The sequence below is a fragment of the Amycolatopsis sp. NPDC004772 genome (genome assembly GCF_053601215.1).
In genome coordinates this window covers 1-16,635 of sequence record NZ_JBSGBK010000085.1, presented here as the reverse complement: position 1 = coordinate 16,635, position 16,635 = coordinate 1, and the positions used below count along the sequence as shown (strand labels likewise).

Annotated in this window: 16 protein-coding genes; 11 read left to right on the top strand and 5 right to left on the bottom strand. The window is 73.0% G+C overall.

Annotated elements, in window-relative coordinates; genetic code table 11:
• The first annotated feature begins 8 nt into the window (after positions 1 to 8).
• From cobT to ACWEF6_RS34810, 5 genes are read left to right on the top strand one after another with little or no spacing between them, the layout of a single operon-like run.
• Positions 9 to 1,022 (top strand): nicotinate-nucleotide--dimethylbenzimidazole phosphoribosyltransferase, encoded by a 1,014-nt coding sequence (gene cobT / locus ACWEF6_RS34830; RefSeq protein ID WP_449686819.1) that lies wholly within the window; start codon positions 9 to 11, stop codon positions 1,020 to 1,022.
• Positions 1,019 to 1,762: an adenosylcobinamide-GDP ribazoletransferase gene (locus ACWEF6_RS34825; protein WP_449686818.1), complete on the top strand. Its 744-nt coding sequence runs from the start codon at positions 1,019 to 1,021 to the stop codon at positions 1,760 to 1,762. The genes cobT and ACWEF6_RS34825 overlap by 4 nt, the downstream gene beginning before the upstream one ends.
• Positions 1,763 to 1,767: 5 nt before the next feature.
• Positions 1,768 to 2,286: an RNA polymerase sigma factor gene (locus ACWEF6_RS34820; RefSeq protein ID WP_449686817.1), complete on the top strand. Its 519-nt coding sequence runs from the start codon at positions 1,768 to 1,770 to the stop codon at positions 2,284 to 2,286.
• Positions 2,283 to 2,759 (top strand): hypothetical protein, encoded by a 477-nt coding sequence (locus ACWEF6_RS34815; protein WP_449686816.1) that lies wholly within the window; start codon positions 2,283 to 2,285, stop codon positions 2,757 to 2,759. The genes ACWEF6_RS34820 and ACWEF6_RS34815 overlap by 4 nt, the downstream gene beginning before the upstream one ends.
• Positions 2,760 to 2,794: 35 nt before the next feature.
• Complete coding sequence (locus tag ACWEF6_RS34810; protein WP_449686815.1) at positions 2,795 to 3,481, top strand: helix-turn-helix transcriptional regulator; 687 nt, start codon at positions 2,795 to 2,797, stop codon at positions 3,479 to 3,481.
• Here ACWEF6_RS34810 and ACWEF6_RS34805 read toward each other — a convergent pair.
• From ACWEF6_RS34805 to ACWEF6_RS34785, 5 genes are all read right to left on the bottom strand, one after another.
• Entirely contained in the window at positions 3,465 to 3,821 is a 357-nt protein-coding gene (locus tag ACWEF6_RS34805; RefSeq protein ID WP_449686814.1) for a VOC family protein, read from the bottom strand. The two genes, ACWEF6_RS34810 and ACWEF6_RS34805, sit on opposite strands and share 17 nt — an antisense overlap.
• Before the next feature lie 82 nt (positions 3,822 to 3,903).
• Positions 3,904 to 4,920: an Rv2231c family pyridoxal phosphate-dependent protein CobC gene (cobC, locus tag ACWEF6_RS34800; protein WP_449686813.1), complete on the bottom strand. Its 1,017-nt coding sequence runs from the start codon at positions 4,918 to 4,920 to the stop codon at positions 3,904 to 3,906.
• On the bottom strand, positions 4,913 to 6,244 hold the full coding sequence (locus ACWEF6_RS34795; RefSeq protein WP_449686812.1) for a cobyrinate a,c-diamide synthase: 1,332 nt from the start codon (positions 6,242 to 6,244) through the stop codon (positions 4,913 to 4,915). The genes cobC and ACWEF6_RS34795 overlap by 8 nt, the downstream gene beginning before the upstream one ends.
• A complete protein-coding gene (gene cobO / locus ACWEF6_RS34790; protein WP_449686811.1) occupies positions 6,238 to 6,852 on the bottom strand; it encodes a cob(I)yrinic acid a,c-diamide adenosyltransferase in 615 nt (204 codons plus the stop codon). The genes ACWEF6_RS34795 and cobO overlap by 7 nt, the downstream gene beginning before the upstream one ends.
• Positions 6,852 to 8,798, bottom strand: a complete 1,947-nt coding sequence (locus tag ACWEF6_RS34785) for a putative cobaltochelatase (protein ID WP_449686810.1) — start codon at positions 8,796 to 8,798, stop codon at positions 6,852 to 6,854. Before ACWEF6_RS34785 ends, cobO begins: the two co-directional genes overlap by 1 nt.
• Positions 8,799 to 8,841: 43 nt before the next feature.
• On the opposite strand from ACWEF6_RS34785, the gene cbiE reads away from it, so the two are divergent.
• The 6 genes from cbiE to ACWEF6_RS34755 all read left to right on the top strand — a co-directional run bounded on the left by cbiE (position 8,842) and on the right by ACWEF6_RS34755 (position 16,564).
• Positions 8,842 to 10,041 carry a precorrin-6y C5,15-methyltransferase (decarboxylating) subunit CbiE gene (gene cbiE / locus ACWEF6_RS34780; protein ID WP_449686809.1) on the top strand — a complete coding sequence of 400 codons (1,200 nt, stop codon included), beginning with the start codon at positions 8,842 to 8,844 and terminating at the stop codon, positions 10,039 to 10,041.
• Between the two features lie 265 nt (positions 10,042 to 10,306).
• The gene (gene cobM / locus ACWEF6_RS34775) at positions 10,307 to 11,068 is read left to right on the top strand and encodes a precorrin-4 C(11)-methyltransferase (RefSeq protein ID WP_449686832.1); all 762 of its coding nucleotides are present in this window, start codon (positions 10,307 to 10,309) and stop codon (positions 11,066 to 11,068) included.
• Positions 11,065 to 12,081 carry a Gfo/Idh/MocA family protein gene (locus ACWEF6_RS34770; RefSeq protein WP_449686808.1) on the top strand — a complete coding sequence of 339 codons (1,017 nt, stop codon included), beginning with the start codon at positions 11,065 to 11,067 and terminating at the stop codon, positions 12,079 to 12,081. The genes cobM and ACWEF6_RS34770 overlap by 4 nt, the downstream gene beginning before the upstream one ends.
• Positions 12,078 to 12,797 carry a cobalt-precorrin-6A reductase gene (locus ACWEF6_RS34765; protein WP_449686807.1) on the top strand — a complete coding sequence of 240 codons (720 nt, stop codon included), beginning with the start codon at positions 12,078 to 12,080 and terminating at the stop codon, positions 12,795 to 12,797. The genes ACWEF6_RS34770 and ACWEF6_RS34765 overlap by 4 nt, the downstream gene beginning before the upstream one ends.
• On the top strand, positions 12,794 to 13,453 hold the full coding sequence (bluB, locus tag ACWEF6_RS34760) for a 5,6-dimethylbenzimidazole synthase (RefSeq protein WP_449686806.1): 660 nt from the start codon (positions 12,794 to 12,796) through the stop codon (positions 13,451 to 13,453). The genes ACWEF6_RS34765 and bluB overlap by 4 nt, the downstream gene beginning before the upstream one ends.
• Before the next feature lie 18 nt (positions 13,454 to 13,471).
• Positions 13,472 to 16,564 carry an arabinosyltransferase domain-containing protein gene (locus ACWEF6_RS34755; protein ID WP_449686805.1) on the top strand — a complete coding sequence of 1,031 codons (3,093 nt, stop codon included), beginning with the start codon at positions 13,472 to 13,474 and terminating at the stop codon, positions 16,562 to 16,564.
• Positions 16,565 to 16,635: the final 71 nt, after the last annotated feature.

The window sequence follows — 16,635 nt, the reverse complement described above, 5'->3', positions numbered from 1 at the left end:
AGGCGCCCGTGTTCGACGTACCCGTGCCCGACCCCGCCGCCCGCGCCGCCGCCCTGGAGCGCCTCGACGGCCTGGTCAAGCCGCTCGGCGCGCTGGGCAGGCTCGAGGAGATCGCGGCCTGGCTGTCCGCGGCGCACGGCACGGTGCCGCCACGCCCGCTGGACGACGTCCGCGTGGTCGTCTTCGCGGGCGACCACGGCGTGTCGGCGCTTTCGGCGTACCCCCGCGAGGTGACGGCGGCGATGGTGCGGGTGTTCCTGGCCGGCAAAAGCGGCGTGAACGTGCTGGCCGCCCAGGTCGGCGCGCGCGTACGGGTCGCGGACATCGCGGTCGACTGGGACGGCGCGGACGTGCCGCCGTCGGTGACGGCGCACAAGATCCGCCGCGGATCGGGCTCGATCGACGTCGAGGACGCGTTGCTCCCGGGCGAAGCCCAGGCCGCGTTCGAGGCCGGCCGGGCGATCGCCGTGGAGGAGCGCGACGCGGACGTGCTGATCCCCGGCGACATGGGCATCGGCAACACGGCGATGTGCGCGGCCCTGGTGGCAGCATCGTTGGACCTCCCGGCGGCCGAGGTGGTCGGCACGGGCACCGGAGTCGACGCGGCAGGCCTCGACCGCAAGACGGCGGCGGTCGCGGCCGCCTTGACCCGCACGGCCGGCCGCACCGACGACCCGTTCGAGCGGCTGACGGCCTTGGGCAGCGCGTGCGTCGCGGCCACGGCGGGCTTCCTGGTCCAGGCGGCGGTGCTCGGGATCCCGGTCCTGCTGGACGGCGTGTTCTCGGGCGCCGCGGCCGTGGTGGCCCGGGACATCGCGCCCGGAGCCGAGCAGTGGTGGCTGGCCGGCCACCGCTCGACGGAGCCGTCACAGGCGTTCGCGCTGAAGGCCCTGGGCCTGGAGCCGATCCTGGACTTCGGCCTGCGGCTCGGCGAAGGGAGCGGAGCGGTGCAGGCCGTCCCGACGCTGCGAGCGGCCCGCGCGATCCTGGCCGACATGGGACTGCTGGCCGACCTGGCATGAGCCGCTGGGCCGACGCCGCGCGGATGGCCGCCGGGACGCTGACCACCGTGCCCGTCCCGGCGCCGCGCGTCATCGACCGGCAGGTCGCCGGCCGCGCCATGCTGCTCGCCCCGCTCGCGGCGCTCCCGTTGGCCGCCGCGGCCGCGGGGATCGTCTGGGCGGGGACCGCCGCCGGGCTGCCGTCGCCGGCCACCGCCGCTCTCGCCCTCGGTGCCGTCGCACTCGGCAGCCGGGGACTGCACCTCGACGGGCTCGCCGACACCGCCGACGGCCTCGGCGCCTCGTACGACCGCGCCAAAGCCCTCGACGTCATGCGCCGCGGGGATTCCGGCCCCACCGGGGTTGCCACCCTCGTTCTGGTCCTCCTCGTTCAGGTCGGTGCCCTGACCGCCGCGAACCCGTTCACGGCGGCCGCGGGCGTCCTTGTCGGCCGGTGCACGCTCTCCATGGCGTGCGCGCGCGGCGTTCCGACGGCCCGGCCGGAGGGGCTCGGCGCCACCGTCGCCGGCTCCGTGCCCCGCCCCGCCGCGATCGCCGTCGGCCTGGCCGCCGCCGGGCTGGCCGCGCTGCTGCCCGGCCTGCCGTGGTGGCGCGGTCCGCTCGCCGTCGCTCTCGCCTACGCCGTCACCGGAGCGCTCCTGTGGCGGTGCACCAAACGGTTCGGCGGCATTACCGGTGACGTCCTCGGCGCCGGTGTCGAAACCGCCGTCGCGACCGCACTGGTCGCGTTGTCAACCTAGGCCCGGTGCCCGGCGTGTACCTGGTAAAGGAGGTCACCCTGGGCACCGATACCGCCGTCGACCCGGCGGAACTCTTCCGCGCGCACCGCCCCGGCCTGGTCCGGCTCGCCGTGCTGCTGCTCGGCGACCGCGGGCTCGCCGAAGACGTCGTGCAGGACGCCTTCCTCGCGCTCGTCCGCCACTGGCCGCTCGACGACCCGGCCGGCGCGGGCGGCTACCTCCGCGTCTCGGTCGTCAACGGCGCCCGCTCCGCGCACCGGCGCGCGGCACGGCGCCTGCGGCACCGGCCCGGCGACCGCGACGACGTACCACCCGCGGACACCGGCGTCCTGCTCGGCGAAGAGCACCGCGAAGTGCTCGCCGCCGTGCGCCGGCTGCCGAGACGGCAACGGGAGGTGCTCGTGCTCCGGTACTGGGCCGGCCTTTCCGAAGCCGAGATCGCCGACGCGCTCGGCGTCTCCCGCGGCACCGTCAAGACCTGCGCCTCCCGTGCGCTGGCGAAACTGGAAGAAGAACTCCGATGACCGACGTCGAGGACCGCCTGCGCCGCGCCTTCCACGCTCTCGCCGACACCGTGGACGTCCGGCCCGCCCCCCTCCCCGCACCCCGGCGACGGCTGGTCGCCCCGCTGCTCGCGGCAACCGCCACCGTGCTGGGAGCCGGCGTCATCGCTCTCCTCACCACCGCCCCGCCCGAGCCGAAGCCCGCACCGCCCGCTGCACCGACGCCGACACCCACCCCGGTGACGCTGCCGAACTTCGCGCTCTTCACGCACTGCGGCGTCGACGAAGCGAAGATCGGCGACCGGTTCTACGAGGCCGAGACGCCACTGATCGGCCCGGCTCGCAGCGCACCGCCCGGCTGGGACAACCCGTACCAGGAAGGCACGATGACGCTCACCCCACCGGCCTCCGCGGTCTTCCGCGACCACCTCGGCCACGAGGTCCGGTTCCGCCTACGGCCCGGCGCGACGGACTTCAAGCAACTCTGCGAGTAACCGAAACTGTCGTACCCCCTTTCTATCGTGATCCGGTGAACCGAACCGATCGTCTCTACGCCATCGTCGAAGAACTGCGCGCCGTCGCGCCCCGGCCACGCAGCGCGCGCTGGCTCGCGGACCGGTTCGAGGTCAGCGTCCGCACCGTCGAGCGCGACATCAGCGCACTGCAGCAGTCCGGCACGCCGATCTACGCCGAGCCCGGCCGCACCGGCGGGTACTGCCTCGACAAGGCACACACCATGCCGCCGGTCAACCTGACGCCCGCCGAGGCCGTGGCCATGGCACTCGCGCTGAGGCACCTCGAGGGCACTCCCTTCCGCGCCGAAGGACGCTCGGCACTGCGCAAGCTGGTGGCCGCGATGCGCCGGGAGGACACCGATGCGGCGAAGAACCTCGCCGCCTGTGTCCACCTGCTCGGCGACGGTCCGATCCCGCCGATGCCGCAGGTGCTCAACATCCGCCGCGTCCTGCGCATCCGGTACACCGACCGCGCAGGCGCCGTCACCCGGCGGGAGATCGAGCCACTCGGCTACGTCGGCAAGCCCGAGCACTGGTACCTCATCGCCTGGTGCCGGCTGCGCCAGGAGATCCGGGCCTTCCGCACCGACCGCATCATCTCCTTCACCGTCACCGCCGAAATCCCGCCCCTTCGCCCGCTGCGTCCCGAAGACCTCGACATCCCGTACGGCGACGTCCACCAGCTCACTTTGGCGGGGTGAACACGGAGAAGTGGTTGCCCGCCGGGTCGAGCAGGTGCGCGAACGTCACGCCGACCGGGTTGACGCTCGGTGGTCGCTGCACCCGCCCGCCGGCCTTCTCGACCTGGCGGCAGGTGGCGTCGACGTCTTCGACCAGCACGGTGAAGATCGCGTACTCCTCCGTTCCCGTGGAGAGCCCGCCGCGGGAGCCGCCGGTGTCGATCACCCGGTAGGCCGGGTCGGTGCTCGCCGAGGCGTCCTGGGCGATCTTCCAGCCGAACACCTCACCGTAGAACCGTTCGGCGGCCGCCGGGTCCGCGGTACCGATCTCGAACCAGGCGACGTCGTTGAATCCGGGCATGTCGTTCCTTCCGCTGCCACGCCGGGTCTCTCCCGGTCTGCGCCCAGTTTCGGCGGCGGTAACGACAACCCCCTGTCGGTGTTTACGAAACTTCCCGCAGATTCGTCAGGAACGCGTCCGTCGTCACCCGGTCGCGCACCGCCAGCCGCAGGTGGTCCGGGCCGAGACCAGGGAAAGTATCTCCTCGTCGCACCGCATAGCCCGCTTCGCGCAGGCGCGTGCGTAGGGAAGCGCCATCGGGAACGCGCACCAGCACGAACGGGCCACGCGGATCCCCCAGCACGTCGACACCCTGCGCGGTCAGGCCCGACACCAGGTACTCGCGGTCCGCTTCCGCGGCCACCGCCAGCTTCTCCGCTTCCTCCAAAGCGGACGGACGGCAGCACGCCACCGTCGCCACCGCGGCCAAAGTGGACACCGACCACGGCACCTGCACCGCACGCAGCAGCTCGACGACGTCCGCCGGCGCGAGCACGTACCCCGCGCGCAGACCGGCCAGCCCCCACGTCTTCGTCAGGCTGCGCAGCACGACGACACCCGGATGGCCGCCGGCCAGGCTCTCGACCTCGCCGGGCACCGCGTCCAGGAACGCCTCGTCCACCACGAGCAGCCGGCCGGGGCGCGCCAGGGCGAGCAGCGACGCCGCCGGGTGCAGGACCGACGTCGGATTGGTCGGATTGCCGACGAACACCAGGTCAGCGTCGTCCGGAACCAGGTCCGGGTCGAGCACGAAGCCGTCCTTCTCGGACAAGATCACCCGCTCGACCGCGTGTCCGGCAGCCCGCAAAGCCGCCTCCGGCTCGGTGAACTGCGGGTGCACGACCACCGCGTGCCCAGGGCGGAGAGCCGAGGCGAGCAGCGTGAACGCCTCCGCCGCTCCGGCCGTGACCAGGACTTCTTCAGGTGAGCGGCCGTGACGTGCGGCCACCGCCTGCACGGCGTCCACAGTAGTCGGGTAAGCGGCAAGGGAGTCCAAAGCGGACGCCAGTTCCTGCTGCAGCCACGAAGGCGGCCTCGGCAACCGGACGTTCACCGCGAGATCGACCAGCCCCGGCCCCACCTCGCGGTCGCCGTGGTGGTGCAGGTCGTAGTCAGCCATGGGCCCGGACCCGCGCCGCGAACCGCTGCGCCAGCTCGGGATAACCCGCCCAGTGGACGTGCAGGTAGGACGCGTGCAGCGTCGGCGACGCGAAGCCGTCCAGCTGCCGATCCCAGCCCCACGCGGCCGAAGTGCCGTGCGACGGCGTCACTTCGGTGCGGTGGAATTCGTGCCCCGTGACGCGCTGCCCGGCCGTGGCCAGCAGGTTGTCCTCGACGGCGACCGCACGCCGGTAGCCGAGCTTGCCGCGAGCGGTCATCTTGGCGTCCGCGGGCACGGCGCCCACCATCGGCACGCCGTCCAAGGACTGGCACAGGTACAGCAGCCCCGCGCATTCCGCGCTCACCGGCATCCCGGCCTGGATGGCCGAAGCCACCGCAGCACGCAACGCCGTGTTCGCCGACAGCTCGGCCGCGTGCACCTCGGGGAACCCGCCACCGAAGTACAGGCCGGCGCACCCTTCGGGCAACGCCTGGTCCCGCAACGGGTCGACGTCCACGACCTCGACGCCGCACGCCGCCAGCAGCTCGATGTTCTCGGTGTAGCGGAAAGTGAACGCCGGACCGCCGGCCGCCGCGATCGTCACTGGCGGACCATCCACACCGGACGGTTCCCACGGCGGCGAGGAAAGCCGCGGCGCACCCGACGCGATCCGGACGATCGCTTCCAGGTCGACGCCGTCGCGCACCCAGGCGGCCAGCGCAGGCAGCACGTCTTGCGCTTCCGCAGCCCGTTCCGCCGCGGGAACGAGCCCGAGGTGCCGGCTCGGCGCGTGGATCTCTTCGTTGCGGTACAACGCTCCCAGCAGCGGAACACCGGTTGCTTCCAGCGCGGACGCGATCTCGTCGAGGTGCCGCTGCGAGCCGAGCTTGTTGAGGATGACGCCGGCGAGCCGCACGCGGTTGTCGTAGTGGGCGAAGCCGAGCACGGTCGCGGCGACGCTGCGGGAGGCGGCCGAGGCGTCGACGACCAGCACCACCGGCGCGTCCAGCACCCGGGCCACGTGGGCGGTCGAGGCGTAGCCCTCGGTGCCCAGCGCGCCGTCGAACAGGCCCATCACGCCTTCGATCACGGCGATGTCGGCACCGTGAGAACCGTGCCGCAGCAACGGAACCAGCTGTTCTTCGCCCTGGAGGAACGGGTCGAGGTTGCGCGCGGGACGTCCGGTCGCGAGGGCGTGGTAACTCGGGTCGATGAAGTCCGGCCCGACCTTGTGCCCGGACACCCGGTGCCCGGTCGCGCGCAGCGCCGCCATCAACCCGGCGGCGATCGTGGTCTTGCCGTGCCCGGAACCGGGCGCGGCGACGACCACCCGCGCTACCACTCGATCCCCCGCTGGCCCTTCTGGCCGGCGTCCATCGGGTGCTTGACCTTGGTCATCTCGGCCACCAGGTCGGCGGCCTCGACGAGCTCCGGCGGCGCATACCGGCCGGTGATGACGACGTGCTGGTGCCCGGGCCGGTCGACCAGGGTGGACACGACGTCGTCGACCTCGAGCCAGCCCCACTTGAGCAGGTACGAGAACTCGTCGAGGACGTAGAAGTCGTGCGTCTCGGCCGCGAGCCGGCGCTTGATCTCCGCCCAGCCTTCCCGCGCGTTCGAAGCGTGGTCCTCTTCGGTGCCGGACTTGCGCGCCCAGCTCCAGCCCTCGCCCATCTTGTGCCACTCGACCGGCCCGCCCTGGCCGGTGTCGTCGTGCAGCTTCCCCAGCGCCTTGAACGCGGCTTCCTCGCCGACGCGCCACTTCGCCGACTTGACGAACTGGAACACGCCGATCGACCAGCCCTGGTTCCACGCGCGCAGGGCCATTCCGAAGGCGGCCGTCGACTTGCCCTTCATCTCACCGGTGTGCACGGCGAGCAGCGGCCGGTTGCGGCGCTGGCGCGTGGTCAGGCCGTCGTTCGGGACGGCGTCCGGTTTGCCCTGCGGCATCAGGCGGCCTTTCCGGTCCGGGCGCGGACGGCGTCCGCCAGCGCGTCGGCGGCGACGTCGGCGAGGGGGACGTGGTCCGCGCCGAGGTGGGCGGCGAGGTCGGCGGCCAGGCCGAGGCGCATCTTGCCGCTCTCGCAGTCCATGACGATCGTCGTGACGCCGGTGAGCAGGCCGGCCGCGGCCTGGGCGCGCGCGACGGCGTCGGGGCCGCTGGTGGCGCGGCCGTCGGTGACGACGACCAGCAACGGGCGGCGCCGCGGATCGCGGATCTCTTCGACGCGCAGCACGCGCGCCGCCTCCAGGAGTCCCTCGGCCAGGGGTGTCCGGCCGCCGGTCGGGAGGCCTTCGAGACGGGACGCGGCCGCGTCGACGCTGATCGTGGGCGGCAGCGCGAGCTCGGCCGCGGTGCCGCGGAACGTGACCAGCCCGACCTTGTCGCGGCGCTGGTAGGCGTCGAGAAGCAGCGACAGGACCGCGGACTTGACCTCGCGCATCCGCGCCTTCGCGCCCATCGAGCCGGACGCGTCGACGCAGAACAGCACGAGGTTGCCTTCGCGGCCTTCGCGCAGTGCGTAGCGGACGTCCTCCGGTTGCAGCTTCAGCCCCGCACCGACCCGGCCGCGGGCTTTCTGGTGCGGCGCCGCGGCTTTCACGGTCGCGACCAGGTGGGGCCGGCCTTCGCGGACGCTGGCCGGCTGGACGCCGATGGTCCGGCCGCTGTCGGTGATCGCGCGCGAACGACGTCCGCGCTCACCTTCGCCCATGCCCTTCACGCGGAAGACGCGCGCCTTGAACGTCTCGCCGGCGCCGACCGTCTTCTGCTGGCCGCCGCTTTGCTGCGGTTCGCCTTGCGGCGCGTTTTCACTGCCCTGTGGTGGTTCGGGAGCTTGCGGCGGCTCCGAACCCGAGCCAGGGCCGTCGTCCTCGGGTCCCGGGTCCGGTTGGGCGTCCTGAAGGGCCTGCTCGAGCTGCTCTTCGGAGATGCCCGGCGCGTCGAACGGGTTGCGCCGGCGCCGGTGCGGCAGCGCGAGGCGAGCGGCGACGCGGACGTCCTCGGTGGTCACCTCGTCGCGGCCGGCCCAAGCCGCGTGCGCGACCGCGGTGCGGGCGGTGACGATGTCCGCACGCATGCCGTCGACCTCGAAGGAGGCACAGACTTCGGCGATCTGGCGCAGGGCCTCGTCGGGGAGCTTGACGGCGGGCAGAAGCCGTTGCGCCGCTTCGATGTCCGCCGCGAGCTGGGCATCTTCGCCGGCGTACTGCGCGGCGAAGGCGTCAGGGTCGGCTTCGTAGGCGAGGCGACGGCGGACGACCTCGACGCGCTGCTCCGGGTCGCGGCTGGAGGCGACCTCGACGGTCAGCCCGAACCGGTCCAGCAGCTGGGGCCGCAGCTCGCCTTCTTCGGGGTTCATGGTGCCGATCAGGACGAACCGGGCCGCGTGCGAGACCGAGACGCCTTCGCGTTCCACGGTCGCGCGGCCCATCGCGGCGGCGTCGAGGAGGGTGTCGACGAGGTGGTCGTGCAGCAGGTTGACCTCGTCGACGTAGAGCAGCCCGCGGTGGGCGGCGGCGAGCAGGCCGGGCTGGAAGTCCGTGACGCCTTCGGCGAGCGCGCGTTCCAGGTGCAGGCTCCCGATGACGCGGTCTTCAGCCGCGCCGACCGGGAGTTCAACGAGCTTCGCGGGACGTCGGTGGCTGGTCGCGGCGTCGTGCGGGCCGTCCGGGCAGAGCGGGTCGGGCGCCGCGGGATCGCAGGAGAACCGGCAGCCGTCGACGACGTCGACCCCGGGCAGCAAGCCCGCGAGCGCGCGGACCATGGTCGACTTCGCGGTCCCCTTTTCGCCGCGCACCAGCACCCCGCCGACGGCGGGTGAGATCGAGGAGAGGACCAGCGCCAGGCGCAGGTCCGGCAGCCCGACGACGGCGGTGAACGGATACGGCTTCAACAGCGCTCCTGAGGTCGGCGACCGGCCGATCATCGCACAGCGCATGCCTCGCTTAGGGTGGGAAATCGTGCGCGAAGAATCACGTCCACCGGCTGCCGGAGCGGACCGCCTGACCGTGGTCGGGATCGGGGCCGACGGCTGGTCCGGGCTGTCGGAGCAGGCCAGGTCCGCGGTGCTCGCCGCCGACATCGTGCTGGGGGCGCCCCGCCAGCTGGGCTACCTGCCCGAGGAGGTCCCGGCGCAGGCGTGGCCGACGCCGTTGCTGCCGGGGCTGGACGCGGTCATCGCCGAGCACGAAGGCGCCCGGATTTGCGTCCTGGCCAGCGGAGATCCGTTTTTGTCGGGGGTGGGTGCCACACTGGTGGCCCATGGATACGAGGTCGAGGCGCTGCCTGCGCTCTCCTCGGTGACGCTGGCCCGGGCACGGCTGGGCTGGTCCGCCGAGGAGACCGAGGTGGTCACCATCGTCGGCCGGTCGTCCGCCCGCGTCGCCCGGGTGCTGGCGCCGCGCCGGCGAGTGCTCGTCCTGGGTGCCGACGCGCCCGCTTTGCGCTCCCTGCTCACCGTGCGGGGTTACGGCGAGAGCGAGCTGATCGCGTTGGAGAACCTGGGCGGGCCCGACGAGCGCATCTCCGACGGCTGGGCCGGCGATCCCGGACCGCTGACGGTGTTCGCGCTGGAGTGCACGGGTCCGGCGTTGCCGCTGATCGGCATCCCGGACGACGTGTACGCCCACGACGGGCAGCTGACCAAGCGCGACCTCCGAGTGTCGGCGCTGGCCCGCCTCGCGCCGAGTCCCGGCGAGTTGTTGTGGGACGTCGGCGCGGGCGCGGGCAGCGTCGGCATCGAATGGTCCCGGCTGCACGGGCTGAACCGTGCGGTCGCGATCGAACGCTCCGCGGAGCGGGCCGAGCGGATCGGCCGGAACGCATTGGACCTGGGAGTACCGGAACTGGAGGTGGTGGCGGGGGAAGCACCGGAAGCGCTGAGCGCGCTGCCCGCACCGGACGCGGTCTTCATCGGAGGCGGCGTGACGGCGCCGGGCGTACTGGACACGTGCGTGGCCACCGGCGCACGGGTGGTGGCGCACGGGGTGACGCTGGAGGCCGAGCAGGTGCTGGCCCGGGCGTACGAGCAGCACGGAGGCGAGCTCCTGCGGATCGGCGTGGAACGAGCGGCGCCCTTGGGCGGATTCACGGGCTGGACTCCGGCGCGGGTCGTGACCCAGTGGAGCAGCCGGTGAGCGGGGTTCGACTTCCGGCCGCGAGCCTGAGCCTCACGTGGTCACCGGCGGCCCGCCACGCGGCGACCGGCTGGGCGGCCATGCCCGCAGGGCAGCCGATGACCGGCGCTCGGTCGGCGACCGCGAGCCGGGAGCCGGCCGAGGCTCCGGCGGGCTGGCGCGAGGCCATCCGCCGACCGGCCATGCCAGCGAGGTTCCCGGCGGGCCGGCAGCCCGACGTCGCCCAGGCGGCGGCGCGCGCCGGCGTCGCTCTCCGGAGCAGCCGATGACCGTGCACTTCATCGGCGCCGGGCCCGGGGCCGCCGACCTCATCACCGTGCGGGGCCGGGATCTCCTCGCGCGCTGCGGTGTCTGCCTCTACCCCGGCAGCATGACGCCGCCCGATCTGCTCGCGTACTGCCCGCCCGGGGCCGAGCTCGTCGACACAGCGAACCTCAGCCTCGAGCAGATCGTCGCGAAGCTCGTCGGGGCCCACGGTGCCGGGCACGAGGTTGCGCGGCTGTGCTCGGGTGATCCGTCGCTCTACAGCGCCGTCGCCGAGCAGGTGCGGCGGCTCGATGCCGCCGGTGTTCCCTACGAAGTCGTGCCCGGCGTGCCCGCCTTCGCCGCTTCGGCCGCCGCGCTGAAGCGGGAGCTCACCGTGCCCGAAATCGGGCAGAGCCTGGTGATCACGCGCGTTCAGGCGCGCTCCACCAAGATGCCGCCCGGCGAAACCCTTGCCGCCTTTGCCGCGACCGGGGCCACGCTTGCGCTGCACCTCGCCATCAACCACGTCGAACGGGTGGCCGACGAACTCAAGCCCCACTACGGCGAGGACTGCCCGGTCGCCGTCGTCGCGCTCGCGAGTCAGCCCGGCGAGACCGTCGTGCGCGGGGTGCTCGGCGAACTGCCCGTCCTCGTGCGCGAAGCCGGGATGACGCGCGCGGCCACCATCTTCGTCGGGCGGGTGCTCGGCGCCACGAACTTTCCCGACAGCTTCCTCTACTCGAGTGCCCGGGACCGGGCGAACCAACCGGAGTCGTTGTGACGGAACTGCGCTGGGGCCTGCTGGCCGCCGGGACGATCGCTGCCCACTTCGCCGCGGGCGTCGACGAAAGCAAACACGGCGTCCTCGGCGCCGTCGCCGCGCGGGACGCCGGTCGCGCGCGGGACTTCGCCACGCGCTTCGACATCCCGAAGGCCTACGGCAGCTACGAAGAGCTCCTCGCCGATCCGGACATCGACGCCGTATACGTCTCGACGCCGCACGCGCTGCACAAGCAGTGGGCCATCGCCGCCGCCGAAGCCGGGAAGCACGTCCTTTGCGAGAAGCCGCTGACGATCACCGCGTCCGATGCCGAAGAGGTGATCGCCGCCGCTCGGGCGCACGACGTCTTCCTGATGGAGGCCTTCATGTACCGGCTGCACCCGCAGACGCGGCGGCTGGCCGAGCTGATCTCGTCCGGCGCCATCGGCGAGGTCCGCGCGGTGGACACCACCTTCTCCTTCGACAGCAACCCCGAGGAGACCGCCCGGCTGAGCGACCCGGCGCTCGGCGGCGGCGGGATCCTGGACGTCGGCTGCTATTGCACGTCGCTGGCGCGGTTGGTCGCGCAGGCCGCGACCGGGCAGGACGTCGTCGAGCCGTCCGAGGTCAGCGGGATGGCGCACTTGTCCGCCACCGGCGTCGACGAGTGGGCGACCGGCCTGCTGCGCCTGCCCGGGGACATCCTCGCGACGATCTCGTGCGGGATCCGGCTGACCCGCGAGGACGGCATCCACGTCTTCGGCTCGGACGGGCAGATCCACATCCCGGAGCCGGCGTGGATCCACCCGCTGCGCAAGCCCGGCGTCTCGCAGATCATCCTGACCCCGGCGAGCGGCGAGCCGGAGGTCATCGAGGTCGAGGCTACCCAGGGCGTCTTCGCGCGCGAAGCCGACCACGTCGCCGCGCACATCGATGACCGGCAGGCACCCGAGCTGACCTGGGCGGAGACCCTCGCCAACCTGCGTACGCTGGACCGCTGGCGGGAGGCCGTCGGCTACGGGCGTTCCTCGTGATCCTCATCCTCGGCGGGACCGGCGAAGCCCGGCAGCTCGCCGAAGCGCTCTCCGCGCGCGGAGTGCGCGTTGTCTCTTCGCTCGCGGGGCGCGTCGCGCGGCCGAGGCTCCCGGTCGGCGAAGTGCGCGTCGGCGGCTTCGGCGGCCCCGAGGGCCTCGCGCGGTACCTGCGCGAGAACCAGATCACCGCCGTCGTGGACGCGACGCACCCCTTCGCCGAGCGCATCGGCGCGAACGCGGCGGAAGCGGCCGAGCGAACCGACACGCCCCTGCTGAGGCTCGCGCGGCCGGGCTGGCAAGCGGGCCCGCACGACGTCTGGCACTGGGCCGACGACCTCGCCGACGCCGCCCGGCAGCTCCCCGACCTGGGCAATCGCGTGTTCCTCACCAGCGGTCGCCAGGGGCTCCCGGCCTTCGCGCACCTCGACGACCTGTGGTTCCTCATCCGGTGCGTCGATCCGCCCGAGCCGCCGCTGCCGCGGCACCACGAACTCCTCCTCGCGCGCGGGCCGTACGAGGTGGCCGCCGAACGGGCGCTGCTCGGCCGGGTCGACGTCCTGGTCACCAAGGACTCCGGCGGGCCGCAGACCAGCGCGAAGCTGACCGCGGCCCGTGAGCTCGGGAAGCCCGTCGTCGTGGTCCGGCGGCCTGCGCGGCCGCGTACGGAGACCGCCGAAACCGTCCCCGAAGCCGTCGAATGGGTCCTGCACCGATGATCGAAGAGTTCTACGAAGTCCTGCGCAAGCGTCGGGACGTCCGCGGCGAGTTCACCGGCGAGCCGATCCCCGAGGCCACGCTGACCCGGATCCTCGAGGCCGCGCACGCCGCGCCGAGCGTCGGGCTTACGCAGCCGTGGGACTTCGTGCTGGTCGAGGACGTCGCGACGCGCGAGAAGTTCGCGAAGCACGTCCACGAGGAGCGTGAGGTCTTCGCCGGGCAGCTCCGCGAAGACCGCGCCGGCACCTTCGCGAACATCAAGATCGAGGGCATCCTCGAGGCGAGCCTCGGCATCGTCGTCACCTACGACCCGGCGCGTGGCGCGCCCGACGTGCTCGGCCGGCACGCCATCGCCGACGCCGGGCTCTACTCGGTGTGCCTCGCGATCCAGAACCTCTGGCTCGCCGCGACCGCGGAAGGCCTGGGCGTCGGCTGGGTCAGCTTCTACCGCGAGCCCTTCCTGAGCGAGCTGCTCGGCATCCCGGACGGCGTCCGGCCGGTCGCGTGGCTCTGCACCGGGCCGGTCAGCGAGCTGGCGGCCGTTCCGGACCTCGAACGGCACGGTTGGCGCAGCCGCCGCCCGCTGTCCGCGGCGATACACCACGGGCGGTTCACCCCGCGTGACCCGGGGGCTGCGTCAGCCGCCGACGTCTGACCCGTTAGCGTTGCGCCGATGCGTCTGATTGCCGTAGCGCTGGGGTTGCTCTCGGCCTTGTGTGCGCTGGCTTTCCCCTTCCTGCCGGTGGTGCAGGACACGGCGGAGGTCGTCTGGCCGACCGGCAGCGACACCCGCTCCGTCAACGCGCCCTTGACCGGGTACTGGGCCCAGGACCTGCGGGCGGAGGTGCCGTGCGCGACCATCCGCTCGGTCGACGCCCGCACGAACGGTCCGGGCCTGCTGTTCGCCACGGTGCCGGACGGCCGCACCGACCCGAACGCCGGCAAGGGCGTCGGCCTGCAGCTGCGCATCGACAACGGCGTGCTGTTCGCCTCCAGCCAGGGGCAGCAGATCGCCCAGCAGCCGCTGCCGGCCGAGAAGTGCGACGTCGAGCTGGACGTCGACGCGACGCAGATGACCCTGGCCGTGGCCGGGACGCCGATCTTCCACGCGAACGGCGACGTCCGCCCGCGCCTGGTCGGCATCTACTCGTCGATCAACTCGAGCAAGGACCCGATCGCCGGCCTGCACGTTTCGGTCGTGCCGGACACGCGGTACCAGACGTCGCCGACCGCGCTGAAGATCGTCGTCGGCGTGCTCGCCGTGCTGTCGCTGATCGGCTGCCTGATCGCGGTCTGGCGCCGCGACTCCGGCTTCGCGAGACGCGCGCCGCGCTGGGCGCCGGTCGGCTGGTGGCGGCTGACCGCGCGGGACGCGACGGTGATCATCGCGCTCGGCGCGTGGGTCTTCATCGGGCCGGTGACCTCGGACGACGGCTACATCCTCACGATGGCCCGGGTCACCGAGGCGACCGGCTACCTGACGAACTACCACCGCTGGTTCGGGGTCGCCGAGGCGCCGTTCGGCTGGTTCTACCACGTCTTCGAGCTGATGACGCACGTCAGCACGGTGCCGCCGTGGATCCGGCTGCCGTCGTTCCTGCTCGGCGTGCTCAGCTGGCTGCTGATCAGCCGCGAGGTGATGCCGCGCCTGGGCACCCAGATCCGCACCAGCCGCCCGGCCAGCTGGGCGGCCGCGACGGTGTTCCTGATCTGGTGGATGCCCTACAACAACGGCGTCCGCCCGGAACCGGTGGCCGCGCTCGGCTCGCTGCTGGCCATCTGCGCGGTCGAGCGCGCGCTGGTGACGCGGCGGCTGCTGCCCCTGTGCCTCGGCCTGACCGCGGCCGGGTTCACCCTGGCCGCGACGCCGACCGGGCTGATCGCGGTGGCGCCGTTCCTGGTCGCCGCGCGCCCGCTGTTCAAGCTGGTGCGCCAGCGCGCGAACGAGAACGGCTGGCTGCCGGTGCTCGCGCCGGTCGCCGCCGCCGGGCTGCTCGTGCTGGTCGTGGTGTTCGCCGACCAGACGTTCGCGACCGTCCAGGAAGCGACCCGGATCCGGACCCAGGTCGGCCCGAACCTGTCGTGGTTCCAGGAGCTCGCGCGCTACCAGCTGCTGTTCGCCGACCTGCCGGACGGTTCGGCGCCACGCCGGTTCCCGGTGCTGCTGGTCGTCCTCTGCACCGCGACCTGCCTGGTGGTGTTGCTGCGCCGCAGCCGGATCCCCGGCGCGGCGCTCGGCCCGGCCCGCCGCCTGATCGGCACCACGGCGCTGTTCTTCCTGCTCCTGGCCCTGACGCCGACGAAGTGGACGCACCACTTCGGCGCGTTCGCCGCGGTCGGCGCGTCGATGGCGGCCCTGGCCGCCCTCGCGACCAGCTCGACGGTGCTGCGGTCCCAGCGCAACCGAGCGGCCTTCCTCGCGGCGCTGCTGGTGGTCGCCGCGCTGGCCGCGACCGGGCCGAACACGTACTGGTTCGTCTCCCGCCTCGGCGTCCAGTGGACGAACGTGGCGCCGTCGATCGGCGGCCTCCCGCTGTCGACGATCCTGCTGGTCGCGGCCGCGATCGCCGGGATATACGCGTTCGTCGAGAATGTCCGCGCGCACCGGCCGGGCCTGCCGGACCAGCCCCAGGAAGGCCGGCTGCGCGCGCTGCGGCTCGGGTCGCTGTCGCTGGTGGTGGTCTGCGGCCTGGTGGCGGCGGGCGAGTTCGTCACGATGGCGTGGGCGATCCACAACCAGTCCGGCAGCTACAGCCTGGGCGCGGCGAACGTCGGGCACCTGTTCGGCAAGAGCTGCAACCTCTCCGACCACGTCATGGTCGAGCGCGACGCGGCGACGAGCATCCTGCATCCGCAGGCCGAGCAGCGGACCGTCGCGGAGAAGCCCAAGGAGCCCGAGTCCCCGCTGCCGAACCCCGACCAGGACAACGGCCGCGTCCAGACCGGTTTCCACACCCGCCCGGTCGACGACAAGGACCCGCTGGCCGAGCCGCCGCACGGGTTCACCCCGGAGAAGGTGCCGATGTGGTCGAGCTACCTCGACCCGGAGACGCGCGCCGGCCGGCTGCGCAGCGACTGGTACGCGCTGACGGAGAAGCCGGCGGACGGCCAGATCGTGGTGGCGACGGCCGGGGCGGCCCGCCGTCCGACGTCGGTCAGCCTTGACTACGGCGTCGACACCCCGGACGGCGTGAAGGTGCTGCGCAGCCAGTTCATGCTGCCGCCGGGGTCGGGCACGGGCGGCTGGAACGACACCCGCATCAACCTGCGCGACCTGCCGCCGGAGACGAACGCGGTCCGCATCAACATCGTGGACAACGACCTGACGGAGGACGGCTGGATCGCGGCCTCGGCGCCGCGCGTCCCGACGTTCACGACGCTGACGGACCGCATCGGCTCGAAGCCGGTGTACGTGGACTGGCCGGCGTCGTTCGTGTACCCGTGCGTCCAGCCGGTGACGTCGCACGACGGCATCTCCCAGGTCCCGGACTACCGCATCACCGCGGGTGGCCTGGCGGACGAGGCCCAGTGGGCGTCCTCGACGAACGGCGGCCCGATCGGCTGGCTGGAGGAGCTGGCCGAGGAGCCGGAGGTGCCGAGTTACCTGATCGGCCAGCCGAGCCAGTCGTGGGGCCAGCTGCTGCAGATCGAGCCGTTCACCGAGGGCATCGCCCCGACGATCGTCCACGGCGAGAAGACGGTGCCGGGCTGGTGGTCGCCGGGTCCGGGACCGCGCCAGCCCAACGGCAAGGACCCGACGCGCTGACCCGTCGTTCTCACGATCAGCGTCACCAGGTCCAGCGCGCTCTCGTTCGCGCGGCTGCGCCCGCCGGTGAC

Bases quoted from the DNA above. Each gene is read 5' to 3' on its own strand.
- ACWEF6_RS34825 (WP_449686818.1), top strand. From the start codon at position 1,019: ATGAGCCGCTGGGCCGACGCCGCGCGGATGGCCGCCGGGACGCTGACC.
- ACWEF6_RS34815 (WP_449686816.1), top strand. From the start codon at position 2,283: ATGACCGACGTCGAGGACCGCCTGCGCCGCGCCTTCCACGCTCTCGCC.
- ACWEF6_RS34805 (WP_449686814.1), bottom strand. From the start codon at position 3,821: ATGCCCGGATTCAACGACGTCGCCTGGTTCGAGATCGGTACCGCGGAC.
- cobC (WP_449686813.1), bottom strand. From the start codon at position 4,920: ATGGCTGACTACGACCTGCACCACCACGGCGACCGCGAGGTGGGGCCG.
- cobO (WP_449686811.1), bottom strand. From the start codon at position 6,852: ATGCCGCAGGGCAAACCGGACGCCGTCCCGAACGACGGCCTGACCACG.
- cbiE (WP_449686809.1), top strand. From the start codon at position 8,842: ATGCCTCGCTTAGGGTGGGAAATCGTGCGCGAAGAATCACGTCCACCG.
- cobM (WP_449686832.1), top strand. From the start codon at position 10,307: ATGACCGTGCACTTCATCGGCGCCGGGCCCGGGGCCGCCGACCTCATC.
- bluB (WP_449686806.1), top strand. From the start codon at position 12,794: ATGATCGAAGAGTTCTACGAAGTCCTGCGCAAGCGTCGGGACGTCCGC.
- ACWEF6_RS34755 (WP_449686805.1), top strand. From the start codon at position 13,472: ATGCGTCTGATTGCCGTAGCGCTGGGGTTGCTCTCGGCCTTGTGTGCG.